The organism is Streptomyces sp. NPDC002588, assembly GCF_040295925.1.
Taxonomy (GTDB): domain Bacteria; phylum Actinomycetota; class Actinomycetes; order Streptomycetales; family Streptomycetaceae; genus Streptomyces.
In genome coordinates this window covers 14,985-40,295 of sequence record NZ_JBEOWF010000024.1, presented here as the reverse complement: position 1 = coordinate 40,295, position 25,311 = coordinate 14,985, and the positions used below count along the sequence as shown (strand labels likewise).

The window sequence follows — 25,311 nt, the reverse complement described above, 5'->3', positions numbered from 1 at the left end:
CGGTGACCGAGGTGACTGGCAGGACGAGTATCAGAACCGAGATTCTGGCTCTCCTGCTCGAACCGCTGGGTGTCGACGCCATGGCCGGGCAGGCCGCACTCCGGCGGCTCGCCGAGAACGTTGACACAGTGGCCCAGGCGTACGGGTGTGCCGGTCTGCCTGCGTCCGGGAGCACGCTTCCTTGGGTCTCCGATGCCGTAGCGGCGTGCGTCGAGGAACACGAACTGGCACGTCCGGCAGCTGCCCGAGGCGAAGCCAGAGCTCTGCGGGAGTTGACGCGGCTCAAAGGAGGGTCACGCCTTCAGGCACTTGAGGGTGTCCCGGTGGACGCGCTTCGGGCAGACCTCGCGGCGGTGGCGGTCGCAGAACGGCTGCTGCCTGGGGTCCTTGAGCCGTGCCGTCGCGCGGATCAAGACTGGCCCGAGGAAATCTGGCGCTCGATCCGCGGCATCGACGTCGACAGCGCCCTGGCCGACCTGAACCGCCCCCGCGTCACCCGGCAGGCAGCAGCCGCACGGGAACTCGTACTCCAGCACAGCACCTCGGCAGCTCGGGATCTGCGGAACCGGGATCTGGTGACGCGGCTTGAGAAGGTGCGGGACTTCGTCGCGGCGGAGCAGGCGTACGAGGCGTTCCTCTCCGTACGACCGGGGTGGTGGCGCTGGCTCGGGCCGGACGCGCGGTCCGGGTTCAGGTCGGACCGGCGTGACGCCCTGGTGTGGGCGATCGAGGCCCGCGACACCGGCGCTGTGTCGGGAAGCGCTCTGGAGTTGCTCGCAGCGGACGACGCGCGGACCGTGATCGAACACGCGTCGGCGACGGTCTCCGTAACCACTACCGCATCCCTGTCCGCGCCGCCTGCCACGAGTTCGGCCGCACGGCTCGTGTCGGGGCTCCTGGCAGTCGGCTCCCGGCACGATGTCGACCAGCTGCGCGCTCTTGAGCCCTGGTACACGAAGAACATCGTGCTGTTCGACCACGTTGCAGCGGCCATGGATGCACGGGGAGCAGATCCCGGACTCCGTACGGCCCTCGACTCCCTGGTCAGCGAACTCGCGCTGCCCCCCGGGGCGGTGGACACGAGCCGCTCGGACTACCGCGACATCCAGTCCGCTCTTCGGGCCAAGGTCGAGGCTCACCTTCAGCGAACGACGTACTCCGAGCACGCGATGGAGAGCGAGGAACTCGTCGGGGTCATCGGCCGCGTCGGAACGCTCGAACGCGAACTGCGCGATGCCATGCGACCCCTACCTGCCGTCAGAGGCAGGCTGCTCGTGGCCATCGTCGGAAGGACCAAGTCCGGGAAGACCACGCTCCGCAAAGCCCTGACGCGTGACGCGGACCGATCCGGGATCGGGCGAGGGGCGCACCGCACCACACGGAAGACCTCCGCGTTCGACGTCGGCTCAGTGACCTACTTGGACACGCCCGGCTTCGCCGCGAAGGACGACGACTTCGACGCGCAGCGCGCGCGGGCGGCGTGCATCAGCGCCGACGCGGTCATCTGGAACTACGCCGACACGCTGCGCGACGAGGAGTCCGCGGAACTCCGGCGGCTTCTCCTCTCGGGGAAACCCCTGCTGGCTGTCGTCAATGTGAAGGGGCTGGTCAACACACCTGTCCGCCTTGAGCTCTTCGCCAACTCCCCGAACAGAGAGTTCAAGTCGGCGCCGGGGCATGCCGTTCGGATCGAACAGGGCGCCAGAGCGGTCGGAGTCGCCCCGCCCGTCATCCTCGCGGTCCACTCCGGTGCCGCACACGAGGCGCTGTCCACGGAGGATCGCAAGCTGGGAGACAGGGCCCTGCGGGCGAGCAGGTTGCCCGAACTGGAGCAGTCCCTCGACCGGCTCCTCGCCGAGCGCGCGATTCCGATTCGCGCCGTCCGGCTGGCCGAAGGCGTACGGGCGCCGCTCGCCGCGTTCCACGACCGGGCGGTCGAAGAACTCCCGCAGATCGGTCTCGCACTCGCCGAACTCGAACGCTCGACGCCGGATGAACGGGCCGCGCTGCTCGAAGCGTTCCGGGCCGCGGGCCGAAACTCACACGAACGGCTCGAAGCCGAGCGTCACCGGGTCAAAGAGCGATTGCCGGAAATGGTTCGGGACCTGGGTGGCGCGGATCACGCGCAGCGGTGGAGCGACTTCATCACCGGACTGGAGCTGGACGGGTTGTGCTCTGGTCTTGAGAGCGAACTCGAGCAGCAGGCGCGGAATCAAAGGCGGGTGCTGCGCGCGCTGGCAAGTGCCCCGGAGCGGCAGGACGACGAGCACCCGCGTGTACGACCACGTCCTGACCGGAAGTTCGTGACAGCGGCTGCCAAAGGGGCGGCAACAGCCCTCCTGGGCTCCTTCGCCGCCAAGGGGCTCCCCAAGAAGCTCGTGGTCCCCCCCTCCCGCCGTGAGGGTGGTCTACGCGGCGGAGGCCTTGACCGGAGCGGCGAAAGCGGTGAGCAGCGAGCTTGACCGCGCGCGGCAGGCGAAGGACGACTGGACCCGCGCGACCACGGCTGCGGTCGAGGCCGGCCTCGACGAGCTGTTCGGCTGGGTCGACGTCCGGTTGGCGAGCATCGTCGATGACGCGACGGCTCAGATCGAGGCCCAGTTCGCAGCGCAGGCCGCGGACATCGGCAGCACCCGGGAGCGGTTCGAGCAGCTCGGTCGACTGCGGTCGGCCGTGCGGTCCGCCCTCGACGCGATCGACCTCGTGCTGACGCGTCGGCTTCTGGCTCTCGCGGGCGGGGACCCGGCGGCCATCCGCCGGGCACACCGGACGCCAGGGGTCGAACTCCGCGTCTGGACCGACACTTCCTGTGTCGTGGACGTCCGGGCACGCCTGCACAAGCACCTCGTAGATGTCCTCACCGAGCGGATCGAGATCTGCCCGGACTCAAGAAGCGGAGAAGGCGATGGGGCCGCGGCTGACGACTGACGGGGGTCCAAGCGCCCGCGTACTCGCACTGAGCGCACGGGCCGAGAAGGTCCTGAACGCTCACCCTCGTACCCGGGACCTGACAGCGAGCCTGCCCCAAGCGGACACGAGTCCGCTGCGGATCGCGCTCCTTGGTCCGTACAGCGCCGGGAAGTCGATGCTCATCGCGGCACTGCGCCGGCTCCCGGCGGCCGAGGTCGAGAAGCTCGTCGACGCGGCGCCCAAGACGCAGGAGGCGACGTTGCATCCGTGGAACGGCGTGACGCTGGTCGACCTGCCCGGGACGTTGTCGGGCAACGACGAGCACTCCGCTGCTGCCCGGCGTGGTGCGCGCGGTGCGGACGCGCTGATGATCGTGACAACGAGCGAACTGCCGGGCGAGACCGAGACCAAGGCCATTCTCCAGGCCCTCGACACCGACGGGTTCGCCGACCGAAGCGTGGTCGTCATCAACAAGATGAGCGCCGAAAACAGCGACCGCGACGTCATCCTCGACGAGATCCGCAAGCGGCTCGGCCCCTTCGCCGACCGAGTCCCGATCGTCCCGACCGACGCCCGCGACTACGTTGACGCGGCTAACGACCCCGAACTCACGGACGAGCACCGCGAGTTGCTCGCCTCAGAGAGCGGCATCGACGCCCTCCTGGCCGAGTTGCGGAGAATCATTGCCCCCGGCGTCGAGAGTGTCCGACCCAAGGCGCAGGCGTGCGAACTCATCCGGGTTCTGCAGCACGCAGAACAGCGGTGGGAACTGGACGGCGAGGACCTCGACGCCGCGCAGACCGCGAAGAAGGCCGAGGAGTCGGTCTCCCGGGCGAAGGAGGGAGTGCTGGACGTCCTGGAGAGGGAGAGCGAGGTCGTCGCTTCCAGGATCAGAACGGCGGGAGGCAGAGCAGCCGACAGCGTCTCGGAGAAGAACGGCGTCGTCCCGGTCGACATCGCCGTCGCCGTCACCGGGGAACTGGTCGATGCCCGCACCGACTTCGACGTCAGGTTCTCCTCATCGGTGAGGGCGGCGTTCGACGCGCTGGTCGCCGAGTACGGGGACGGTGTGCCGGAGCCCGAGGACTGGGTGAACGACGTCGACTCACCCGAGGCGACGCTCGCCGCGCCCACGGAGTCACCGTACGAACGGGCGATCAGGGAAGCGGCGGAGAAGGCCGCGAAGGTAGGGGCCGGGAGACTTTACGAGTGGATCAAGAAGGTCGCGGACAGCAGTGAGCGGGCAGCCGCTGTCGCGGGCTGGCTCAACAAGACCCGGGCGGGCCAGAAGGTGCTCGACGCCGACGGGAAGATCACCAACGGCGTGGGCAAGTTCAAGCCGTGGGGCAAGGGCAAGGCGGCCGACAAGGTCGCCGGTTGGGCCGGAAAGGCGCAGTGGGCGGTGGCGGTCATGGGTCCGGTCCTGGACGTGCAGAGCGTCGTCCAGGACCAGAGCAAATGGATGGCGATCAAGAAGCGCCGACAGGCGTTCCGGGATCACTTCGCCGACGTGGCGCTCAGACAGCGGACCGGCCTCGCTGACGCCGGTGAGCGGCACCTGAGCGAGTGGATCGCTGAGGTGGAACACTCGCTGAGCGATCTTACGCACCCAGGCGCGCAGATCAGCGCCGCACGCGAAACAGCGCTGACGGAGATCAGGAGCCTCCGCGACGAGGTCGAGAAGCTTGCCGGGCAGGCCACCGACTGACCCCGTGGACCGGGTGTCCCGGCGGCGAACGTGACCGGTGACCACGCGACCGCCGGGACAAACGCGGCTCAGGCCTCCGCCACGAACCCCACGAACCGCGACCACTCCTCACGCCCGACCGCGAAGTGCGGACGTGTCACGTCCTTGGAATCCCGTACGCAGATGCTCTGTTCGGTGCGGGCGACCTCGACGCAGCTGTCACCCTGGCTGCCGCTGTAGCTGGACTTGAACCAGGCCAGTTCCGTCGCGCTCATAGCTCTCCTCGGCTTCGCTCCAACAGGCCCCGGGAGTCCTTGGAGTTGAGGGCCTGCGAGCGCAGTGTGTCATAGCGCTGGTAGAGGAGGCTCACCTCTTTCGGGTCGGAGATCAGACGGCCGTTCTGCTGCCCTTCCGAGTACGCGAGCCGCTGCCCCTTCGGGGTCTCCAAGAGCTGCAACGGGCCGTCCAGGCACGCATGCAACCCGGCCTCAAGCGGCACGATCTGAAGCGTCACGTTGCGCGGCGCGCTCAGCTCCAGCACTCGATCGAACATCTCCCGCATCTGGTCCGCGTCCCCGAACCGGCGCCGGAAGACGTGCTCCTCGACGATGAAGCTGAACGGGATGGTCGGGCGCTCGAACAGCATCCGCTGCCGTTCCATGCGCCTGGCCATGAACTCCTCCAGCTGGTCGTCCGGCGCCACCGGGACGGTGCCCTCGAACACCGCCCGCGCATACCCCTCCGACTGCAACAACCCCGGCACCAGCCTGCACTCGTACGTACACAGGCTCACCGCCACCCGCTCCAGCCGAGCCCACTGCCGGAACCAGGCCGCCAGCCCCACATCCCCCCGCCCCCGGGTCACGAACTTCGAGGACTTGCGCAACGCGCCTGTGTTCCCGAGCAGTTCCTCCGACCGCACCACGTACGACTCGTCGGGCATCCTCCGCCCCAGCTCCACCGACTCCACGGTGTGCTTGGAGAAGCGCACCAGGTCCGCGAACTCGGCCCTGCTGTACCCCGCGTGCTCGCGCAGCGCCTGCTGGACGGCACCCCAGGTCCGCAGACTGTCCGAGGGGTCGGGCTCACGATCTGGCTCACCGCCGGCCGGTTCCCCGTCGCCGCCGTCGGTCATGATGTCGATGCCGCCCGTCATACGCGGCCACCTCCCGTTCCGTGCACCCACCACACGCTGTCCGTCGCCCCACGCCCGACAGCACCCAGCGTGACGGAAGACGCCGCGTACCGTCCACAGAACGTCCCCGTACGCTGACGCACCGTACGGGCGTCACTCCTGGAACGCGCCCCCACGCGCCCGCCACGGTGGCCCCATGAGCGCAACCCTTCCCCAACCGCCCGCCACCGTGGCCACGTTCGCCCAGCTCCTGTCCTCCACCCGCCGAGGAGCCCGCCTCGCCCGCCTCCTCGCCACCACGCAGCTCCGCGCCTGGGACCTGTCACCTGACGTGACTGAGCGGGCCGAGCAGATCGTCGCCGAACTCGCCGCCAACGCGGCCCTGCACGGCCGCGTCCAGGGCCGAGACTTCCGGCTCGCCCTCGCTCTCGACACCACGACCGGCCTGCTCCGCATCGCGGTCACCGACGCCAGGGGCGGGCAACTCCCCGTCGTACCGACCGACTCGGCGACGGACGGCGAGACGGGCCGCGGTCTGCTCATGGTCGACGCGCTGTCCGACCGCTGGGGCACCGAACCGCATCCGCCAGGCGGCAAGACCGTCTGGGCCGAGGTGAGCCACCGGACCAGCTGACAGGCACTCCCCGCCCAACTGACCGCCGTAAATCACCCGTTCGCTTGCCGACGGGCGGAGTTGGACACGTACTCCTTCCATCTGTACGGCATCTCGGCCGGGGGCGCGGTCTACGTGCCTGGAGACCTTCCAGTCGGAGTCGGGCGGCCTCAAGAGGGCTTCCGTGCGCCCGGGGTCAGCTCAAGGCGTCGATAGCCTTGACGATCAGGGCCCGCGCATCGGCCCCGTACACGGCCAGTTCTGTGAGCCGGGCGAACGCCCGCAAGTACATGTCGAGTTCGCCCGGCGCCGTGACGGTCACCTTCGCGGCGAGCAACTCCACATGGATCCGTGAGTCGTCGAACACCGTGAACTGCTCCAGCGGCCACATGACCGCTTCCCGCGAGGCCGCGGCCGGGATGATGCCGAGCGACATGGACGGCAGAGACATCGCGGCCAGCAGGTTGCCGAGCTGGCCGGCCATCACGTCCTGGTCGCCGACCCGGTGATGGAGGACGTTCTCCTCGACCAGGGTCGCGAACCGGTGGTCTCCCTCGTGGATGACGCGCGCGCGGCGCATGCGGATCTCGACCGCGTCGGCCACGTCGTCCGGGGTACCGCGGAAGTCCGCGATCGTGCGCATCAGCGCCGTCGCGTAGCCGGGTGTCTGCAGATAGCCGGGCACGACGTGGGAGGCGTACACGCGGAAGTGGCGGGTGCGCTCGTACAGCTTGGCCGAGGTCTCCGCCAACTGCTTCATGCCCGTTCGCTGGAGCCGCTTCCACTGCAGGTACATGGAGTCGGCCTGCCGGTTGGCCGCGATGAGGTCGTCCGCCTGGTCGTGCGCGCCGCAGGCCGCACACCAGTCGCGGATGTCGGCGTCGGCCGGCGCGGTGACGGCGTTCTCGATCCTCGACGACTTGGCGACGGACCAGCCCGCGAGACGGGCGAGTTCCTTGCCGGTGATGCCGGCGTCCAGGCGCAGCTCCCGCAGCCGGGCCGCGAGAGCCGCGCGTGCTTCCTGCACGCTGGACGTGGGGAATGTGGACATGGACGGTTACTTGACCTTGACCTCGTACTGGTCGTGGGGGGTGGCCCGTTCCCAGATCCGTTCGTATGCGGTCGCGTGCCGGGAGACCGTGCTGCGCTCGTCGCAGAGTTCCTTGCCGACCCATTCGCCGTCGCCGGAGAAGTGGTGGATGCGCATCAGCCGCCCGTCGAAGATCCACAGGTCGGTGCCCGGGACGAGCAGGTCCCACGCGCGGTGCCGGGGGAGCCAGCGCACCTCCTCGCCGGCTTCCACGTTGGCGCGGGTCTGGTAGTGCTCCCACGCGATGTAGTCGGTGACCGGTTCGGACACGATCCTGACGCGTCGGACGTTTACGCCGCGGGCGACGGCGTCCGCGATGTTCTGGTGGTAGGGACGCCACCAGGAACCCCGGTCGTCCCAGTCCACGCGACGGCCGTCCTGCCAGGCTTCGAAGCGGGGATTGGTGAAGTAGGCGTCCCTCATCTCCAGATGAGCGGCCGACTGCCTGGTGTCGGCGAGGAGTTCAGCGAACTCCGGGATCGAGCTCATCGCACGCCTTCCTGATGATCGGGATCATACGGGCCGGGATCCTGATGACGGTCTCGCCGGGCGGGATCGGCGCCCTCGCCGGGGACAGTGCGTCGCAGGTCGCGGTCGTCTCGTCGTCGGCCTGGTAGCTCTGGATCAGCAGATCGTCCGTGCCGGTGTCCACCCAGACTGTGGGGCATCCGTCCTCGTCCGTCTCGGGGTCGATCCCTACGAACTGAATGTTCATGGTGGCTGGTCTCCCGCGCTGGTCGGTTGCAGCGATTTACACCACCATCTTGCGAACGCGTCGCGTGGTCAAGAGCACATGTCACTCATGAGCAGTACTCTCAAACTGTCGTGTAATTCGGTGCAACTTCGTGGCCTGGCCGATGGAGGGACTCCTACGGTCGAGGCAGACGATGGAACCCGGCAGCCGCGCGAACGGCCCCGGGCGTTTCCAGCACGGCAACGACACCCCAGAAGGGCAGGTCAATGACCGTCACACTCGAACAGCCCGCCCCCGGCAGGACGCTCACGCGGGACCCGAAGGAACTCCTCAACGCGGTCGCTCCGCACATCGCCGAGTTGACCGTCAACGTGTTCGACTCCGGCATGAGCCTGTGGGACCGAGAGGTCGCCCTGCTCCTGCGCGACCACACCATGGTCCGCGACATGGCCGAACGGATCCTCGGTAACGCCGTCATCTACGTCATGGGTTCCATCGAGAACCCCGACGTCCACCTGGGCGTCGGCAAGCTCGTCGACATCGGCGTCCACCAGCTCATCCTCGACACACCCGTCTGGTGGGGCATCTGCCGCCTCTACAACGGCGGCCGGTTCAAGCACCACGCCCCGTTCATCGAGCGCCGCCGCGACGGCCTGTGCCTGCGCACCGGCGACTTCCTCCGCTCCCAGGGCTGGGCCATCGACGAGGAGCTGTGGGCCATCGACGGCACGGACTGCTCACCGTGCGACGACAAGGTCCCCGACAGCCACTGACCCCGGCTACAGTCGCCCCCGCCCTCGCGGCTCGCCGAGGGCGGGGGCTCCCGCATCCCGACCACCAGAGGAACAGCTGTGCCCGTACCGCACGACATCGCCGCCGAGACCGAACTGTGGGACGCCTACGCCGAGTCCGCGTTCAAGGACGACGCCGAGCCGTCATTCTGCTGGACCCAGTACCCCGGCCACGGACCCGGACCCGAACTCCTCGGCAACCCGGAGACCGTGCTGGAGATCGGATGCGGCACCGGCCGCGCTCTCGCCCACCTCGCACAACAAGGCGTCAAGGCCACCGGGGTCGACCTGTCGCCGCGCATGGTGGCGCTCGCGGGTGAGAAGTGGGCGCCGCTCGGGGTGCGGATCGAGCCGGGGGAAATCCTCGACTGGCTCGGAGCTGACGAGAAGCGGTACGACGCCGTGTACTCCATCTTCGGCGCGGCCTGGTTCACCGACCCCTCCCGCCTCTTCCCCCTGGTCCGCAAACACCTTGTCCCGGGTGGCGTCTTCGTGTTCTCCCAGCCGCCGGCCATCCCGGGCGCCTACGGGCCGCAGGGCATGTACAAGGGCGGGTTCGCGGGGAAGGCCATGTTCACGTACCGGTACAGCTACAGGCCCGCAGTGTGGGAGCGGCACCTGCTCCGGGCTGGTTTCACGTCCGCCGAGGCGACGGTGATGGATGCCCCGAAAGCCGGGCACATCGGCACGCTCATCGTCCAGGCCCGCGCCTGACAATCGGGTCACGGCCCCGGCCGGCATCCTCCATAGCCGACCGGGGCCACTTCATGGCCCATGGAATGGTCCCCGCGAGTGCCACCCCCTGTGAGCCGTTCAGAACTCCGCCACGAACCCCACGAACCGCGCCCACTCTGCACGCCCGACCGCGAAGTGGCGCCCTGGCCGACCGCTGGGGCACCGAACCGCATCCGCCAGGCGGCAAGACCGTTTGGGCGGAGGTCAGTCACAGGTCCAGTTGACGCGGGCGACCCGTCCCGCAGATCGGCGAGTGCCGGTCGGCGAAGCCGCGTTGCTAACCTCCGCGCCATGTCTCATGCAGCGGCGCGGGAGATGCGCTCTCCGATCTTGTCGATCCACCCGTACGTACCGGCCATTGAGCAACAGGGCGATGTGATCTGCTCCATGGCGTCGCGCGGCGAGTGCGATCACAAGCTCGTCGCGGAGGTGCGCCCCGAGTTCAGCGACGGCACATCTCCCCGCTGGCGGGTGTGCGGCGAGTGGCTGACCAGCCACCCGTCAGCCATCGCCCACATCACCACGAACGGCTTCCAGGCGCCCGCCGTTCCTTGACCGGGCGGCGCCGGAGCCACGCGGTGGCGACTACGCCGGGCGGTACACGGCCTGGCCCGGGTCCGGCCTCACGATGAGACCGTCCCGGGCGAGTTCGCGCAGGTTGTGGCGGGCTTCCTTGCCCGCGGCCTCGTCGTTCGCCGGCTGGTATCCGGCGACTCGCAGGGCCAGTACGGCGCGTTCGGTGTCCCAGGTGCCACCCAGTGCCTGGATCACCGCGGCGAGCGCCTGCTTGTGCGTCAGCGGCTTCTCGGTCATCTCACCCTCCCCCTCCGAAATCCGCCACAGCATGGCACACGGCGGCAGGGCCCCGCCTGGCCGGACCTCAGGACCCCCAGGGTGCGCGCTGATGAACCAGATTCTCGGTACCGGGAGTTGCGGGCGGTGGCCCGGCCGACCGAGGCACTTGGAGACCCGTTGCCGCGTCGGCGCCGCTAGCCTGTCGGTATGTCAGAGCGTGTCATGCCCGGTCGCGCGGACGGACTGATCACCCTCGGTGCCGCGGACGCTCTGTGGGTCGATCTGACGGCCGACAGCACCGTGCCGACGGCTGCGGGGGCGTTCATTTCCTCTCCCGCCCATGCCCGGTTGGGGTACGTCCTGCTCGGCAGCCATGTGGTGGCGACGGTGCGGGCGGGCGGCGGTCAGTGGAGCGTCTCGGAGACGGAGGTGCGCCGGGCGGCCGCGAGACTGAACGCGGTGGAGATGGACCGGCAGGACCTGGTCCGCGTCGGCCCGCTTCGCGGGGCGCCGCGGCAGGAGTACGGCGGGGAAGCGCCCCTGCGCTGGCGCCGGCGCATCACGGAGGACTTGCAGGAGCTGAGAGGCCCCGAGCGGGTGGCGCGACGTGGAGTCGGCAGGCCGTACCACCTGGCGGGGATCGACTGGCGGCAGATACTCGTGGAGCGGAACCGCGACGGGACGCGGCGCACGTGGTGGCTGCCGCGCGCCGTGGTCAGGCTGCTCGACGCGGCCGAGCACGCCGAGACGCAGTGGGTGCAAGCCGCGCGGAACCACCGGGCAGGCGCAGCCGCCCCCGAGCCGCCCTCCCACCCCCGGCAGGCCCGGGACGCCGACGGTCGGCGGACGACGAGCCCCGAGGGCCCAACCGCCCCACCACGCCCGTACAACGGAGAACTGACAGGCCAGCTGTACTCGGTGCTCAGCAGGAAGCCCGGCACCTCCCGCAGGGTGGCCGGGTATGCGTGCGCCGTCTGCCGCGACGCGCCGGCCGCAGTGCTCGACCACTGCCACGAACACGGCTACGTCCGTGCTCCCGTCTGTCAGTCCTGCAACACCCTGGAACGCCCCGACCACCTGTACAGCAACGACATCCGCGTGGCGAACCGCTACACACGCCTCTTCCACACCGACGCAGACGACTGGCTCCGCCACTGGCACCGCTGCCCCGGCTGCCGCGCACGCACCACCCTGCCCCTGCCCCACCTCGCCGCGTGGACGGCCCACACAGCCTGCCGGTCGCTGCGCCCGACCCACCGAGCCTCCGGCGGGCGCAAGCCCTGCGGTGTCCTGCGCGTGTCCTGGACGGGCAGCCAGAACACGCCCCGTTCCTGCCTGCTCACCGTCACCGTCGACTGCTGCCCCTCCGGCGAACACCGTGTTCTTGCGCGAGTCCCCTACCGCGAGGCCGCCGAGAGGTTTCGTGTCTGGCTGGCCGAGACGGCCCCGGCCGTGGCCGCCGCGGCCGGTCCCGACCGCCTGGACGGCCTCCCGGCCCAGTCCCGACCGGTCATAGCGGATGCCGGCGGCCAGGGGCTGGCACTGTTCTGAGCGGGCACAGGGTAGAGCGCGTCCGCTCCGTGGCGAGCCCACACGGGCGGACATCGTTCTCGGCAACGGCCGGAACAGAGACGCTATCCGGCCAATCGAACGGCCAACTCCCTTGCACACGCCCAAATCCATTGGGTCGGAGAAGCGGGTCGGCCTACGCTCCGACGACGGATCACGACCCTGCCGCCCGTTGAGCGCGCGGCCCGGCCCCGACAGGAGTGTGTCCCTTGCCCTTCCCGCCCGGCGACATGGTCGCCGCCTTCGGCAGGCACCTGCACTTCCAGAGCCTGGAACAGGCCCTGCGCGAACGTCATCCCGAGTTGGCCGACCGGGTCCACTTCGACGACTCGCAGGGACGGATGCTCCTGAAGGTGGCCCTGTCCGGCGTGCAATCCGTCGCCCTGGCCCACGTACGTATGGATCACTCCATCGTCTGGGCGGTGATGGATCCGGTACTGGACAGCGAGCCGTCCCTCTGGCCGCTCGACACCCCCGACGACGTCCTCGTGGACGCCGTACACGCCCATGCCTCGGCCTGCCTCACCGGGGAGCCGGTCGTGTCCCCCTGGCGCTGGCACGAAAGCGAACCGTCCGAGATGACCGAACTGGCCGACATCCTCGACGCGCGGGGCGTGCGTGTGCGGCGCGTGGCCGCCGGGAACCGGTACTTCGCCCACGGTCCGCGTCTCTCGCCGAAGCTCGACATCGTCGGCGAACGTCACGAATCGTTCATGGAGGCCGAGTTTCCCGAGGCGTTCGTCCGCGTCTCGCTCAAGCCCACCCTCGGCTGGCTGGTGGACCTGCACAGGCCGGAGTGGGGAGGTTGGGGCCGTGTCGAGCTCGGCTGGTGTCTGGAGCGCCGACCCTCAGCCGCTCCGGGCCTTCCTCGCGCGGACGTCTCCGTGGCGGAGATCGCCGACCTGCTCTGCAAAGGACCGGAGACCTGGGACACACAGCCACCCTGGATCCCGCCGCGCGACGGCACGCCAACCGGCCCGGAGTCGAGATCCGCCTTGCAGGACAGTCTCTTCGCGGACCGGCCCACCGCGAGCGACCTCCCCGAGTGGATGGAGGACTTCACCGAATTCGTGGACGAGCCCGCAGAGAAGAGGCCGCCGGAACGCCGCCAGGGGCCGCTCACCCCACGTGAGATCACGGAAGCGGTCCTCCAGCAGCTCACCACCTTCGGTTTCTCGGATCTGCTGGAGGGCGGGGCCGACGTCCCCATCGAGTCCGACGCGTTCCACATCGAGTGGCGCAGTACCACCAAGGACCTGTCGGCCTCCGAGATGCAGCGGCTGAACGGCCTTGCCGCGGCAGCCGGCGAGGACCTGCCCAAGCGCCTGATCGTCATCACGGGCGCCGGCCTCACCCGCCCGGCAGCGGAGTTCGCGGACAAGGCCAAGGCGTTCGCCTTCTGTCTCGACCGGGCAACCGGTCGGCTGACCGCCCTCAACTCCCGTGCCCGTGAGGCGCTCCTGCCTGCCGAGGCACCCGGCACACGGGAGCTGGAACCCTGGTGACGGCCGGGCCGAGTGGAGCTTTGTTCCAACGGCCTTCTTCCCGGCATCAACCGCGGTTCTGAACGCCTGCCCAGCTCGCCACCTCAACTACCTGGGTACGGCGCTCGGAATGCCGATGATCCGGCATGATGACGGTCATGACGGACGAGACGGACCTGCGGGCGACAGCGGCGGAATTCGACCGGAGCACCGCGGCGGAGGCCGAGAAGGCCGCCGAGGACGAACGCAAGCAGGTGCTCTCGCAGTTCCCCCTGGAGGAGTGGGCGACGCTGCCGCTGTCGCGCTACGCCCTGGGACAGGACGCACGGTCCGGGAGCGACCCGGCGTACTGCTGGCTGATGGAGTACGGCGCTCCCCGCCTCGGCAGCATCAAGGGCGGTAGCTCCAGGAAGCACATCATGTTCCGCTACAGATCCGGTGAGTGGTGGCTGGCCGCCCCGCTGCGCGGGATGGAGCCGCAGGAGGCGTGGGAGGAGCTGCGCGGACAGTTCCTGCGGGCCTTCGAGGCCGTGGCCGCGGGGGACGTCGAGGCCGTGGACGATCTGGAGCTGCTGCGGTCCGGGCAGGCGCTGGTGACCAAGTCCCTGGCGACCTACTTCCCCGAGCATTTCCTGCCCATCTACGCCGGCGAGCACCTGCGCCGGTTCGTCGGTCTGCTGGGCGGCTCCTCGCAGCCCGACGCACCTGCCTGGCGCAACAACCGTCGGCTGCTGGAACTCGTGCGCTCGAAGCCGGAGTTCGACGGCTGGAGCGGGCAGGAGGTCATGCACTTCCTGTACGAGAAGTTCGATCCGCGTCCGCAGCAGCGCACCATCTGGAAGATCGCCCCCGGTGAACGAGGGCGGCTGTGGGACGAGTGCCATGACGGCGGGGTGATCCGCGTCGGCTGGGACGAACTCGGCGATCTCGGCCAGTACCAGAGCGACACCGAGCTGAAGCAGGCGCTCGACGCGCACTGGCCGCGCGGCAGCGGGGGCAGTCTGAGGGTCGCCCGGCGGCTGCTGGACTTCCGGGACCTGGAGCCGGGAGACCGGATCGTGGCCAACCGTGGGATGGAAGAGGTTCTGGCCACCGGTACCGTCAGCGGGAGTTACCGCTTCGAGGCCGACCACTCCGAGTACCAGCATGTCGTCCCGGTCGCCTGGGACGTCTCCCACGCGGGGAAACTGTCGAAGCCCCAGCACGGCTGGCGGTCCACGTTCGCCAAGGTGCCGCCGACGCTCTTCGCCCGGATCACCGCGGGCCTCACCGAGTCGGGCACGGAGTCGGCGGAGCCGTTCACCGATGGCCCCGTCACCCTGCCCGAGGACGTCGCGGGCGTGCTGGAGGCGCTGGAGCGCAAGGGCCAGGTGATCCTGCACGGGCCTCCCGGCACCGGAAAGACCCGGCTCGCACTCGGCGCCGCCCTGGCCCTCGCCGGTCGTGCGGACGCGCTCAACTCGACGCCGCACCGGCGAGCCGCGGCCCAGACCGAGATGCTGCGGGACGGCCGCATCCACATGGTGACCTTCCATCCGTCCTACGGGTACGAGGACTTCGTGGAGGGCTTCAAGCCGGACCTGAGCGCCACGGGCCCCGGGCTGACCCTGGCGCTCACGGACGGCGTGTTCCACAGCCTGTGCACCCAGGCCACCGCCCGCCCGGACGAGACGTTCCTGCTGATCATCGACGAGATCAACCGTGGCGATCTGCCGCGCATCTTCGGCGAGTTGGTCACGCTGCTCGAACTCGACAAGCGCGGCCTGCCCCTCGCCCTGTCCGTCAGCAGGCGCACCTTCTCCGTGCCGCCGAACGTGCGGATCATCGGGACCATGAACACGGCGGACCGCAGCATCAGCCATCTGGACGCCGCCGTACGCCGTCGCTTCGCGTTCCTCCCGGTCGGCCCCGACCCGGACGCCGTGTCCGGCACGGTCGGCCCCCTGGAACTGGCGGAGTTCTTCGAGTCCCTCAACACCCGTATCGCCCGTCACCTCGACGCGGACCACCAGATAGGGCACGCCTACCTGCTGCGCGACGGTGAACCGATCGCCACCGAGAACGACCTGGCCGCCGCCTTCCACCACGAGGTGATCCCGCTCCTGGAGGACTACTGCCTCGGCCGCGCCGACCTGCTGCACCGCATCCTCGGCAGCCTCGTCGACGCGGACACCGGACGCCCCGCGCTGATGTCGCCGCAGGACCTCGCCGCCGCGCTCGCGACCGAGTTCACCAGCGGCACGCCGGGCCCCGATGCCTGACCACACCGAGGTCCGGCTCGCAGAGTACGGATCCGTACTGCTGGAGGCCGACCAGCTCACGCCCCGGGACGTCGAGCGGCTGCGCGGCCTCCAGGCGCGTGGCTGCCTCAGCCTGGACCAAGCGCCGTCCGGATGGCGGCTCAAGGCCGACGCGACCGTCGGGATCCTGGTGCTCGACCGCATCCGCCTGGTCATCGAGCCCAAGTTCGCCATCCCGGGCGAGCAGCTCATGAACTGGCTCGCCTACGCCCTCCGCGCGCCGACACCGCTCCCGGCGACGGCACGCCGCTGGGCCACCGGCCCGGACGGCTACGCCGACCTCGTCGCCGCGGCCCTGCTGGAGCAGTGCGAGCAACTGGTTCGGGAGGGGCTGCGCCGGGACTACGTGCGCCGCCAGAGCCTGGAACCCGTCCTGCGGGGACGCCTGGACATCGCGGCCCAGGTGTCCCGCCGTTACGGACAACTGGACCAGCTGCACGTCCGCACCTTCGACCGGGAGGCGGACATCTGGGACAACCGCGTCCTGGGGACCGCTCTGCGGGTGGCCCGCACCCTGGCGACGCAGCCCGACCTGGCCCTCGCCCTCCACGCCATCGCCGACGCTTTCCCGCAGGCCCCCACCCCTGACTCCGCCCTCCGTGCTCTGGACCGCACCCGGTACACACGCCTGAACGCCCGCTACCGCACCGCGCACACCTGGGCTCGCCTGCTCCTGCGCGGCGGCGGTGTGACCGACCTCCTCACCGACGACGGCATGACGGCGGACGGCCTCCTGCTGGCCATGCCCGCCCTCTGGGAGGCCGTCGTCCGGCGTCTGGCCACCGATGCCGCCGCCCCGCACGGCGGACACGTCGTCCCCAGCAGCGGCGCGAGGGGGATCACCGTGCGCGGTGACCTCGGCAGTACCTCGGCCTTCCGGCCGGACGTACTGCTCAGCCTCCCCGGGCGTGAGTCGGCCGCGCGCACCATGCTGCCGGTGGACGCCAAGTACAAGCGCTACGACCGCTATGGCGTCGGCGCCGGCGACATCCACCAGCTCCTCACCTACGGTGCCGGCTACACCCCGAGCACCGACCCGCGGACAGTGATCGTCCACCCGTGCTCCGGCGGGTACTCCCACCGGACCCTCCAGGTCAGCGGACCACAGGGCACACTCGGAAGCATCCACGTCCTCGGTGTCGACACGCACGCGTCCCCGAACCAGGCCGCCGTGTGGATCAGGTCGGCACTGCCCTGGGACGACTGGTGATCGTCGCCCGCCCACCACACCGGACGTCGACGCCGCGCGCCGGTTCCTGACCCCGATACCTCGATACATTGAGGACCATGTCACGCAGGGTTCGACGCATCACCGTCAGCGGCTACAAGTCGATCGACCAGGTCGAGCTGGCCCTGAGCCCGGTCACCGTGCTCGTCGGCCCCAACGGCGCGGGCAAGACCAACTTCATCGAGGCCGTCGAGCTGCTCGGGCGCATCGCCGACGGTGAGCTGGGCATGGAGGTCGGACTGCGCGGCGGAGCCGTGGCCATGCTGCACGACGTTGCCAAGGGATCGGCAGGGATCGGGCTGCGTGTGGAGGCAGACGACGGGGATCTCGTGAACGCCTATGAGGCGACGTTGGTTCCCTCGCATCGGGGGGAACTGGTATTCGCCCGTGAGGTGGTGGAGTTCCACGACAAGGCGCGCTACGAGCAGCCGCTGAAGCAGGAGATCGGCCGGGGCCACAGCGAGTCGAAACTCGCCGAGGCCGCGGAAGAGGGATCGTTCGGAGCCGGCGGTGTGGCCCGTCACGCGCTGGAGATACTGCGGGGCTGCCGCGTCTACCACTTCCACGACACGACCCCCGGCGCTCCGGTCAAGCAGCCGGGATACGCCTCCGACACGGAGGTCCTGCACCCGGACGCGCGCAACCTCGCCGCGTTCCTGCTGCGCCTGCGTGAGGAGCACATGGCGGAGTACAGGCAGATCGTGCGTACGGTCCGTTCCGTCGCGCCCTTCTTCCGCGAGTTCGTCCTCACCGAGGACGCCGCGGCGCGCGTGTCGCTCCGGTGGAAGCAGTACGGGTCCGACACGGTGTTCCCGGCCGACGCACTGTCCGACGGCACCCTGCGCTTCATCTGCCTGGCCGTCCTCCTGCTCCAGCCGCGACCGCCTGCGCTGCTCGTGCTCGACGAGCCCGAACTGGGCCTTCACCCCTTCGCGATCACCGTTCTGGCGGAGCTGTTCCGGTCGGCTTCCGCCCACAGCCAGATTCTCGCCGCCACCCAGTCCGTCACCCTGGTCGACCAGTTCGGGCTCGACGAACTCGTCGTCGCGGAACGCGTGGACGGCTCGACGAAACTGGACCGGCCTGATCCCGACGCGTTGGCGGCCTGGCTCGACAGCTATTCACTCGGTGACCTGTGGCTGAAGAACCTGCTGGGCGGTCGTCCCCGGCCCGAGCGGGAGCGGTGAGGTCGGGGCGATGCGTCAGGTTCACGTACTGGTCGAGGGCGCGACGGAGGAGCGCCTGGTGCAGCTGGTCCTCCAGCCGGAACTGAGCGCGCGGGACGTCTGGCTCACCCCGGTCGCGCTCAAGACCCGGCGAGCCGCGGGACGGCCGCACGACAAGGGAGGGGTGAGCAGGTGGCCCAAGATCGAGCACGACATCCGGGCGCTCCTGCGGAACTCGGCCGTCGACACGGTGACCACGATGCTCGACCTGTACGGACTGCCCTCCGACACACCCGGGCTCTCCGACGCCCCGGCCGGTGACGCCTACGCCCGGGTCGGTCATGTCGAGGAGGCGATGGCGCGGGTCATCGATGACCCGCGGTTCCTGCCCTTCCTCGTCCTGCACGAGACGGAAGCATGGGTGCTCGCCGCCGCGAACGAGCTCTCCGAGCTGGTCGCTTCACCCAGGCTGGCCGACGTGCTGCGGTCCCATGTCGCTGCTGCGGGTGGGCCCGAGCTCGTCAACGACGGCGCCGACACGGCGCCGTCGAAACGGATCCTGAGGGCCCATCCCACCTACCGCAAGGTCGTGGACGGGCCCGATGCCATCGAGCTTCTCGGCCTGGACGCCTTGCGCGTCACCTGTCCGCACCTCGACGCCTGGCTGAAGCGTCTGGAATCCGGACCCGACGGCAGGCGCCGCTCCACCTGACAGCCGAGACCGGCGGGTGCGGATCCGGGCGGGGCGCCGGCGGTCGAGGCATCATCACCCCACTCGATCAAATCTTCGATATGCGTACACAAATTCGAATTTGGTTGATCTCTAAAGTCTGTTGACGTCGCTAACAAGTGATTGTCATGCTCGTAGTGCCAACGCTTCGCCCCACCCGTCGCGTCGCACACCCGCGTCGCGCCCGGCACAAGGAAACGAGCATGACCGAGCAGACCCCCGCCTCCCTCACCTCGACGCCGACCTCTCCGTCCGCGCCCGACTCCTCCGTCCGTGACCTCCTCCTCGCACGCCTGGACAACTCTGGCCTCGCCCCCGAGGTGCGGGAGCTGCTGCGGGAGCTGCTTCCTGACGAGCAGGTCATGGACAGCGGCGGCCGCGCCGGGCCCGTGCATCTGCGGTCCATCACCGCGGCCGGCTGGCGGGGTATCGGTCCGCGGACCACGCTCGAACTGCCGCCGGGCCCCGGCCTGGTCGTCGTCGCGGGACCCAACGGCTCCGGCAAGTCGAGCTTCGCCGAGGCCGCCGAGACCGCGCTGACCGCCCGGAACTCCCGATGGGAGGGCCAGCGGACCACTGACTGGAAGCAGGGCTGGCGCAACCTGCACAGCCCCGACGTCACCCCCGAGGTCTCCGTCGAGCTGTCCGTGGGCGAGCGCGGCGAGACCGCCACCGTGCGACGGACCTGGTACGGCGGAAAGGTCGACGAAGCCCGTACGAGGGTCGAAGGAGCGGACGGCGCGGAGCTCAAGCTGGACGAGGTCGTCGACGCGGGCGCGCTGGAGCTGGCCCGGCCCTTCCTCCCGTACAGCGAACTCGGCTCGATGATCAACGGCTCGCTCAGCGCGCTCCACGATGCCTTCTTCAAGCTCCTCGGGCTCGAACTGCTCGCCGAGCTCGACAAGCGGGTCAAGGACGCGCACAGCGAGTACGACGGCATGCTCAAGCGAAGGAACGCGCTCACCGCGGAGCTGCTCGTCGAGCTGAACCCGGTGGACGACCCCAGGGCGCGCGAGGCCGCCGCCGCGTTGTCCGGTCGTACGCCCGACTCGGCCCGGGTGCGGGCCCTGCTGGAGGGCCGTTCCCCCGGTGACGCGGACGAACTCGCGCGGCTGCGGGAGCGCGTGAGCCTCGCCGGACCCGACCTGGCGGAGGTCACCGGGGCCGTCGCCCGGCTGCGGGAGGCCGCCGCCACCGCCGAGCAGGCTCGGTTCGGCAGCGCCGAGGACGCCCGGCGGCTTGCCGGGCTCCTGGAGGCGGCACTCGACCACCGGCGGCGGTCCGACAGCCCCGACTGCCCCGTGTGCGGCAGCGAGAACCGCCTCGACCAGGCATGGGCCGAGCACGCGCGGGCGGAGGTGGAACGACTCCAGACCGAGGCCGCGGGCGCGGAGGCGGCCCGCCGGGACCTCGCCGTCGCGGTGCGTGCCGTCCACGATCTCGTCCAGCCCGTCCCGGCCCTCCTGCAGAGGGAGGCGTCGCCGCTCGCCGACCTCTGGCGTGAGTGGGCGCTGTGCCGTGGCATCACGGATGCCGGGGAACTGGCGGACCGTGCCGAGCGCACCGCGAGGATCCTGCACGAGGCCTGCCACCAGGTCCGCGAGGAGGCTGCCGGGCGACTCGCCGAGCACGACGGCGTCTGGCAGCCGCTCGCGGTGCGGCTCGCCGAGTGGCTGTCCGCCGCCGAGGCCGCGGACACCGCGGACACCGGCCGGCGGCACGCGAAGAGGGCCCGCGAATGGCTGCGGCCGATCCTCGACGAACTCCGGGACGAGCGGCTACGGCCGTACGCGGAGCGCTCCCAGGAGATCTGGCAGAAGCTGTGCGAGCACAGCAGCGTCACCCTCGGCTCCGTCACGCTCGCCGGCACCCCGAACCGGGGCAGCGTGAAGCTCGGTGTGTCCGTCGACGACATGGACGCCCCCGCCTACAGCGTCATGAGCCAGGGCGAACTGCACTCCCTCGCGCTCTCCCTGTTCATCCCGCGCGCCACGCACGAGGCCAGCCCGTTCGGCTTCCTCGTCATCGACGACCCCGTCCAGTCCATGGACCCGGAGAAGGTCGAGGGGCTCGCCCGGGTGCTCGACGCGTGCGCCCGCGACCGGCAGGTGATCGTGTTCACCCACGACACCAGGCTGCAGCAGGCCATCGCCCACCTCGGCATCGAGGCGACCGTCCTGCGGGTCACCCGGCAGACCGACTCGGTGGTCGGCGTGGAGACCCTCACGGACCCGGTGGAGCAGGCGCTCGCCGAGGCGCGGGCCGTTTCCCTGGACCCGAACCTGCCTGCGGACGTGGCCGATCACGTACTGCCCGCGATGTGCCGGGTCGCGGTGGAGGCCGCGTGTCTGGAGACCGCCCGGCGCAGGCTCCGTGACGAGGAGGGACTCGGTCTGCGGGCCATCGAGGAGCGCGTCGCGTCCCTGGACCGCACCAAGCAGTACGTCTCCCTCGCCCTGCTCGGGGACGAGCGGCAGTCCGCCCGTGAGGTCGTGGAGCGGCTCCGTCCCGGCGGCTGGGCGCTGGTCGAGGCGTTCAACTCGGGCGCACACGCGCCCCTGCCGACGGTCGACGACCGCAAGGCGCTCGTGACCCGGACCAAGGCGCTCGCCACGGCGATCCGCCGCAGCCTGGCCACCGGTGGGGCGAACACCACGGGCAACGCCGGAGGTGCCCGGTGACCGCGTCCCCGGAAGCCCTCGTGACCGCCGCCGGACGTCTCCTGCGGCCGCCACCGGGGACGGTGCACACGCTGGCCCCCGGCCTGCGTGCCCGCGCCGCCGCGGTCCTGCTCCGCATGGCACTCGACCAGGCCCTGGACTCCTACTGGCGGCGGATCACCCCGTCGATGACCCGGATCGGCAAGCACCGGATGCTGTGCCTGGAGTGGTACGCGGGCCACGACACCGCCCGGAGGTGTCGCACGACCTGGTCCGCGCTCAGCGCGGCGTGCCACTACCGGACGTACGAACTGCCCCCGGCTCCGGCGGAGATCCACACCCGGCTGCTGGAGGTCACCGATCTGCTGACGGTCCTGGGGACGGGTCCGGGGGCGATTCCGGCCGCATCGGCGCCGGGCCCCTGACCGGGTACGCCTCCGCCCCGTCCATCCGGTCCATGTCACTCGGCCCGCGGCCTGCCCCTCGATGAGGGGATGCGGAGGGCTTCAAGTGGCCGGTCGGGCAGTGGACATAGCTGGCGTCACGGATCCGTGGATAGGGTCCGTGAGCGGGCAAGGATCTTCCCGGACAAGGAGCGTGCGTGAGCGAGGAATACGGAATCTCCTCTGGTGCGACGGAGCATCCCGAGTTCCGGTTGCGGTTGCCCGGCGGTGACGGGATCGACCGGGCGAGGGGAGTCCTGCTGGACGCGGAGGGCACCAACGGCAGCAGGAAGTTCCTCGTCCGTGCGGGATCACCGGCACGCGCCCACGTGATGCCTTCGTTCCCCAAGCACTTCAGCGGCACCTACCGGCGGCGCGAAGAACTGAAGGCCCAGGATGTGCTTCGTCCCTCCGAGCGCTGGCCGGAATGGCTGGAGCTGGCGGAGGACGTCGAGTGCGGGTCCCCGTCCTCCGCCGCGGAACTCCTGGTCGGCGCCCCTCGGAACGGCTGGGAGGAGTGGAAGACCGAGGCCGGCGTCCCGCTCGCGGACTTCATGGACGGCGTCCGGTCGGGACCGAACAGGGCCTGGCTCGTCCGGGGCTCGAATGTGTCGGGAGCCGACCTCGTCCAGAGGCTGTGGCTGCCCGAGGGGCGGGTGTCGCTCTCGGCGGCACGCCTGCGCCAGGGGGTCGGGCAAGGCGTGAGCAAGGAGCGCTTGCGTGCCTTCGTCGAGGAGGATTACGGGACCACGGCGACGTACAACCAGAAACTGGAGCTGGTGGAGGAGCTGTACGCCTTCTTGTCCTGGATGAAACCCGGCGACACCGTGTGCACGATCTCCGGCGGGCGGCTCTACGTCGGTGAGATCACCGGGTCCGTCCAGCAATCCGCATCCGAAGGCGGGCGGTCCAACCTGCGGCGTCCCGTCGAGTGGCAGAGCACGGGGTACCCGTACGACGAACTGCCGGAGGCGCTCCAGCAGAAGCTGTCCGTGCAGCACGACGTGGTCGATCTGACAGCCGTCCAGGCCCTTGTCGACGGGCTCGGGCTCACGGACGAGGAACTGGCCGACGACGCGGAGGCCATAGAGCACGATCCCAGCGTCGAGGTGCCGGCGATCGCGGCCCGCCGGGAACTCGAACTCCCGCAGCCGGGCCAGGAACTCGCGGACGAGCTGCTGGTCCACGATGTGGAGTGGCTGCGCGAGCTCCGGGATCTGCTGTGGGACGAGCGGCAGTTGGTGCTGTACGGGCCCCCGGGCACCGGAAAGACGTACCTCGCGCTGAAGCTCGCCGAGTTCCTGGGAGGCGGGCCGGAGCAGGTGAAGCTGGTGCAGTTCCACCCCTCGTACGCCTACGAGGACTTCTTCGAGGGGTTCCGGCCCAGGGAGGACCCTCAGACGCACGAGGTCGCCTTCCGGCTGACCGCGGGCCCGCTGCGTGAACTCGCCGACCTGGCCTCGCGCGAGGGAAACCGGCACGTCCCCCACTTCCTGGTCATCGACGAGATCAACCGGGCGAACCTCGCGAAGGTCTTCGGCGAGCTGTACTTCCTGCTGGAGTACCGCAACAAGTCGGTCCGGCTGACCTACTCCGGTGACGACTTCGCGCTGCCGCCGAACCTCTTCGTCATGGGGACCATGAACACGGCCGACCGCTCCATCGCGCTGGTCGACGCGGCGATGCGCAGAAGGTTCGCGTTCGTCGAACTGTCGCCCCGCACCGAGCCCACCCGCGGGCTGTTGCGCCGCTGGCTTCACGCTCAGGACCGGGACGTCGAACCGGCGGACCTGCTCGACGCGCTCAACGCCCGCATCGACGAACCCGACTTCCTCATCGGCCCGTCCTACCTGATGAAGAAGGGGGTCTACCGGGAGGGCGGACTGGAGCGCACCTGGCGTACCAAGATCCTTCCTCTGCTGGAGGAACACCACTACGGCGAGGGCGTCGACACCGACAGGCGATACGGGCTCCAGACCCTGCGGACGGTGATCGGACACACGGGGACGCCGGATGAGCAGGACGACGGGAGCGGGTCGGTTTCGTGACCGTCGTCGAACTCGTCGAGTACGCCCCGGCGCTCACGCGGGCGCTGCCGGACGAGATCGGCCGGGCGCTCGCCGCCTCCCGCATTGTGGACGCCGCGCCCGACCCGTATCTGCCGGGGCAGTGGCGGCTGCGGGCCGGAAGCAAGGTCGGGGCGTTGGTTCTCCAGGCACCTGGGCAAGGACCGTTCGTCCTGCGCATCACACCCAAAGTGCCGATCGCCAGGCTCTTCTTCCTGATCGGATACGCCCTGAACCCGGCGGTCCACCGGGAAGGCGAGGTGGACGTGACGGAGCAGGCCGAGGTGCTTCCCGCTCTGGCCCACGCATACGAACGTGCACTGGAGCGGGCGCTACGCCAGGGGGTGCTCCAGGGCTACCGGCACACCGAGGAGGCCGCCTTCGTCGTCCGCGGGCGCATCCGTGAGGCCGACCAGATCCGCCGCCACCACGGGCGCGTCCTGCCGGTCGAGGTGGCCTACGACGAGTACACCACCGACATCCCCGAGAACCGGCTGCTGCGCGCAGCCGCCGACCGGCTGCTGCGGCTGCCCCGCGTCCCCGGTGACGTCCGCCGCAGACTCCGCCATCATCAGGCACGGATGACCGATGTCGAGCCGCTGGTACGGGGGCATGAGCTGCCCACATGGCGGCCCAGCAGGCTCAACTCCCGCTACCAGCCCGCGCTGCGGCTGGCCGAGACCGTCCTGCGGGGCTCGTCCGTGGACCACCTGCCGGGCAACATCGCCGTCGACGGCTTCCTCCTCGATATGAACAAGATCTTCGAGGACTTCGTCTGTGTGGCACTCCGCGAGGCCCTGGCCCCGTACGGCGGGCACTGCACCCTCCAGGCCAGGAGCGTGCACCTGGACGAGGGGAACGTTGTCCGTATGCGACCCGACTTCGTTCGGTACGGCGACGACGGTCGCCCGCTCGCCGTGGCCGACGCCAAGTACAAGGCGGAGAAGCCCGAGGGATTCCCTGACGCCGACCTTTACCAGATGCTCGCCTACTGCACGGCCCTCGGGCTGCCCGAGGGGCACCTCATCTATGCGAAGGGCAATGCCCCGCATGCCGCCCACCGTGTCCGCCGCGCGGGAATCACGCTCCGGCAGCACGCGCTGGACCTCGACCGGTCTCCCGCCGAGCTCCTCTCATCCGTGCGGGACTTGGCCAACCTGATCGCCCGAGGCGCGCACATATGATCACCGCACCTTGTCCGGCAAGGAGTGAGGA

General features: G+C 70.0%; 23 protein-coding genes. 17 read left to right on the top strand and 6 right to left on the bottom strand.

From position 1 onward, the window contains the following. Positions 1–2: 2 nt before the first annotated feature. From ABT057_RS26505 to ABT057_RS26495, 3 genes are read left to right on the top strand one after another with little or no spacing between them, the layout of a single operon-like run. Positions 3–2,462: a GTPase gene (locus tag ABT057_RS26505; RefSeq protein ID WP_352346084.1), complete on the top strand. Its 2,460-nt coding sequence runs from the start codon at positions 3–5 to the stop codon at positions 2,460–2,462. After that, positions 2,446–2,928, top strand: a complete 483-nt coding sequence (locus ABT057_RS26500) for a hypothetical protein (protein ID WP_352346083.1) — start codon at positions 2,446–2,448, stop codon at positions 2,926–2,928. The genes ABT057_RS26505 and ABT057_RS26500 overlap by 17 nt, the downstream gene beginning before the upstream one ends. After that, positions 2,852–4,618 (top strand): GTPase, encoded by a 1,767-nt coding sequence (locus ABT057_RS26495; RefSeq protein ID WP_352346082.1) that lies wholly within the window; start codon positions 2,852–2,854, stop codon positions 4,616–4,618. The genes ABT057_RS26500 and ABT057_RS26495 overlap by 77 nt, the downstream gene beginning before the upstream one ends. A gap of 68 nt (positions 4,619–4,686) precedes the next feature. Here ABT057_RS26495 and ABT057_RS26490 read toward each other — a convergent pair whose 3' ends face one another. Together ABT057_RS26490 and ABT057_RS26485 are read right to left on the bottom strand one after the other, a co-directional pair. Beyond that, a complete protein-coding gene (locus ABT057_RS26490; protein ID WP_352346081.1) occupies positions 4,687–4,872 on the bottom strand; it encodes a DUF397 domain-containing protein in 186 nt (61 codons plus the stop codon). Then, the gene (locus tag ABT057_RS26485) at positions 4,869–5,753 is read right to left on the bottom strand and encodes a helix-turn-helix domain-containing protein (protein WP_502973967.1); all 885 of its coding nucleotides are present in this window, start codon (positions 5,751–5,753) and stop codon (positions 4,869–4,871) included. Before ABT057_RS26485 ends, ABT057_RS26490 begins: the two co-directional genes overlap by 4 nt. 175 nt (positions 5,754–5,928) lie before the next feature. Here ABT057_RS26485 and ABT057_RS26480 point away from each other — a divergent pair, with 175 nt between their 5' ends. Further along, positions 5,929–6,366, top strand: a complete 438-nt coding sequence (locus tag ABT057_RS26480; RefSeq protein ID WP_352346080.1) for an ATP-binding protein — start codon at positions 5,929–5,931, stop codon at positions 6,364–6,366. 175 nt (positions 6,367–6,541) lie between these two features. Here the strand turns inward: ABT057_RS26480 and ABT057_RS26475 are convergent, their stop codons facing one another. The 3 genes from ABT057_RS26475 to ABT057_RS26465 are packed head-to-tail and all read right to left on the bottom strand — an operon-like array spanning position 6,542 to position 8,150. After that, complete coding sequence (locus ABT057_RS26475; RefSeq protein WP_352346079.1) at positions 6,542–7,396, bottom strand: helix-turn-helix domain-containing protein; 855 nt, start codon at positions 7,394–7,396, stop codon at positions 6,542–6,544. Between the two features lie 6 nt (positions 7,397–7,402). Beyond that, positions 7,403–7,924, bottom strand: a complete 522-nt coding sequence (locus tag ABT057_RS26470; RefSeq protein ID WP_352346078.1) for a DUF6879 family protein — start codon at positions 7,922–7,924, stop codon at positions 7,403–7,405. Next, positions 7,899–8,150 (bottom strand): hypothetical protein, encoded by a 252-nt coding sequence (locus ABT057_RS26465; protein WP_352346077.1) that lies wholly within the window; start codon positions 8,148–8,150, stop codon positions 7,899–7,901. The genes ABT057_RS26470 and ABT057_RS26465 overlap by 26 nt, the downstream gene beginning before the upstream one ends. Positions 8,151–8,395: 245 nt before the next feature. Between ABT057_RS26465 and ABT057_RS26460 the strand changes: the two genes are divergently transcribed. The 3 genes from ABT057_RS26460 to ABT057_RS26450 all read left to right on the top strand — a co-directional run bounded on the left by ABT057_RS26460 (position 8,396) and on the right by ABT057_RS26450 (position 10,210). After that, complete coding sequence (locus ABT057_RS26460; protein WP_166633295.1) at positions 8,396–8,902, top strand: glycine-rich domain-containing protein; 507 nt, start codon at positions 8,396–8,398, stop codon at positions 8,900–8,902. Between the two features lie 78 nt (positions 8,903–8,980). After that, positions 8,981–9,634 carry a class I SAM-dependent methyltransferase gene (locus ABT057_RS26455; RefSeq protein WP_166633296.1) on the top strand — a complete coding sequence of 218 codons (654 nt, stop codon included), beginning with the start codon at positions 8,981–8,983 and terminating at the stop codon, positions 9,632–9,634. A gap of 312 nt (positions 9,635–9,946) precedes the next feature. After that, positions 9,947–10,210, top strand: coding sequence for a hypothetical protein (locus tag ABT057_RS26450; RefSeq protein ID WP_352346076.1), 264 nt, complete (start codon positions 9,947–9,949; stop codon positions 10,208–10,210). A gap of 30 nt (positions 10,211–10,240) precedes the next feature. Here ABT057_RS26450 and ABT057_RS26445 read toward each other — a convergent pair whose 3' ends face one another. Continuing rightward, positions 10,241–10,468 (bottom strand): hypothetical protein, encoded by a 228-nt coding sequence (locus ABT057_RS26445; protein WP_208106618.1) that lies wholly within the window; start codon positions 10,466–10,468, stop codon positions 10,241–10,243. Between the two features lie 189 nt (positions 10,469–10,657). On the opposite strand from ABT057_RS26445, the gene ABT057_RS26440 reads away from it, so the two are divergent. The 10 genes from ABT057_RS26440 (at position 10,658) to ABT057_RS26395 (ending at position 25,280) form a co-directional block, all read left to right on the top strand. Continuing rightward, positions 10,658–12,001, top strand: coding sequence for an endonuclease domain-containing protein (locus ABT057_RS26440; protein ID WP_352346075.1), 1,344 nt, complete (start codon positions 10,658–10,660; stop codon positions 11,999–12,001). A 227-nt stretch (positions 12,002–12,228) separates the two neighbouring features. Beyond that, entirely contained in the window at positions 12,229–13,524 is a 1,296-nt protein-coding gene (locus ABT057_RS26435; protein ID WP_352346074.1) for a hypothetical protein, read from the top strand. Positions 13,525–13,661: 137 nt separating this feature from the next. Further along, positions 13,662–15,764 carry an McrB family protein gene (locus ABT057_RS26430; protein WP_352346073.1) on the top strand — a complete coding sequence of 701 codons (2,103 nt, stop codon included), beginning with the start codon at positions 13,662–13,664 and terminating at the stop codon, positions 15,762–15,764. After that, positions 15,757–17,013 (top strand): McrC family protein, encoded by a 1,257-nt coding sequence (locus ABT057_RS26425; protein ID WP_352346072.1) that lies wholly within the window; start codon positions 15,757–15,759, stop codon positions 17,011–17,013. The genes ABT057_RS26430 and ABT057_RS26425 overlap by 8 nt, the downstream gene beginning before the upstream one ends. Before the next feature lie 77 nt (positions 17,014–17,090). Continuing rightward, positions 17,091–18,218 carry an AAA family ATPase gene (locus ABT057_RS26420; protein WP_352346071.1) on the top strand — a complete coding sequence of 376 codons (1,128 nt, stop codon included), beginning with the start codon at positions 17,091–17,093 and terminating at the stop codon, positions 18,216–18,218. 10 nt (positions 18,219–18,228) lie between these two features. Then, on the top strand, positions 18,229–18,909 hold the full coding sequence (locus ABT057_RS26415; protein ID WP_352346070.1) for a DUF4276 family protein: 681 nt from the start codon (positions 18,229–18,231) through the stop codon (positions 18,907–18,909). A gap of 221 nt (positions 18,910–19,130) precedes the next feature. Continuing rightward, complete coding sequence (locus ABT057_RS26410; protein ID WP_352346069.1) at positions 19,131–21,608, top strand: AAA family ATPase; 2,478 nt, start codon at positions 19,131–19,133, stop codon at positions 21,606–21,608. Next, the gene (locus ABT057_RS26405; RefSeq protein ID WP_352346068.1) at positions 21,605–22,012 is read left to right on the top strand and encodes a hypothetical protein; all 408 of its coding nucleotides are present in this window, start codon (positions 21,605–21,607) and stop codon (positions 22,010–22,012) included. Before ABT057_RS26410 ends, ABT057_RS26405 begins: the two co-directional genes overlap by 4 nt. 176 nt (positions 22,013–22,188) lie before the next feature. After that, entirely contained in the window at positions 22,189–24,078 is a 1,890-nt protein-coding gene (locus tag ABT057_RS26400) for a DUF4357 domain-containing protein (protein WP_352346067.1), read from the top strand. Next, positions 24,075–25,280, top strand: a complete 1,206-nt coding sequence (locus tag ABT057_RS26395) for an McrC family protein (protein ID WP_352346066.1) — start codon at positions 24,075–24,077, stop codon at positions 25,278–25,280. Before ABT057_RS26400 ends, ABT057_RS26395 begins: the two co-directional genes overlap by 4 nt. Positions 25,281–25,311 lie beyond the last annotated feature (31 nt).

Bases quoted from the DNA above. Each gene is read 5' to 3' on its own strand.
- ABT057_RS26490 (WP_352346081.1), bottom strand. From the start codon at position 4,872: ATGAGCGCGACGGAACTGGCCTGGTTCAAGTCCAGCTACAGCGGCAGC.
- ABT057_RS26440 (WP_352346075.1), top strand. From the start codon at position 10,658: ATGTCAGAGCGTGTCATGCCCGGTCGCGCGGACGGACTGATCACCCTC.
- ABT057_RS26420 (WP_352346071.1), top strand. From the start codon at position 17,091: ATGTCACGCAGGGTTCGACGCATCACCGTCAGCGGCTACAAGTCGATC.
- ABT057_RS26480 (WP_352346080.1), top strand. From the start codon at position 5,929: ATGAGCGCAACCCTTCCCCAACCGCCCGCCACCGTGGCCACGTTCGCC.
- ABT057_RS26445 (WP_208106618.1), bottom strand. From the start codon at position 10,468: ATGACCGAGAAGCCGCTGACGCACAAGCAGGCGCTCGCCGCGGTGATC.
- ABT057_RS26470 (WP_352346078.1), bottom strand. From the start codon at position 7,924: ATGAGCTCGATCCCGGAGTTCGCTGAACTCCTCGCCGACACCAGGCAG.
- ABT057_RS26485 (WP_502973967.1), bottom strand. From the start codon at position 5,753: ATGACGGGCGGCATCGACATCATGACCGACGGCGGCGACGGGGAACCG.
- ABT057_RS26450 (WP_352346076.1), top strand. From the start codon at position 9,947: ATGTCTCATGCAGCGGCGCGGGAGATGCGCTCTCCGATCTTGTCGATC.
- ABT057_RS26415 (WP_352346070.1), top strand. From the start codon at position 18,229: ATGCGTCAGGTTCACGTACTGGTCGAGGGCGCGACGGAGGAGCGCCTG.
- ABT057_RS26495 (WP_352346082.1), top strand. From the start codon at position 2,852: ATGTCCTCACCGAGCGGATCGAGATCTGCCCGGACTCAAGAAGCGGAG.
- ABT057_RS26425 (WP_352346072.1), top strand. From the start codon at position 15,757: ATGCCTGACCACACCGAGGTCCGGCTCGCAGAGTACGGATCCGTACTG.
- ABT057_RS26410 (WP_352346069.1), top strand. From the start codon at position 19,131: ATGACCGAGCAGACCCCCGCCTCCCTCACCTCGACGCCGACCTCTCCG.
- ABT057_RS26460 (WP_166633295.1), top strand. From the start codon at position 8,396: ATGACCGTCACACTCGAACAGCCCGCCCCCGGCAGGACGCTCACGCGG.
- ABT057_RS26465 (WP_352346077.1), bottom strand. From the start codon at position 8,150: ATGAACATTCAGTTCGTAGGGATCGACCCCGAGACGGACGAGGACGGA.
- ABT057_RS26475 (WP_352346079.1), bottom strand. From the start codon at position 7,396: ATGTCCACATTCCCCACGTCCAGCGTGCAGGAAGCACGCGCGGCTCTC.
- ABT057_RS26430 (WP_352346073.1), top strand. From the start codon at position 13,662: ATGACGGACGAGACGGACCTGCGGGCGACAGCGGCGGAATTCGACCGG.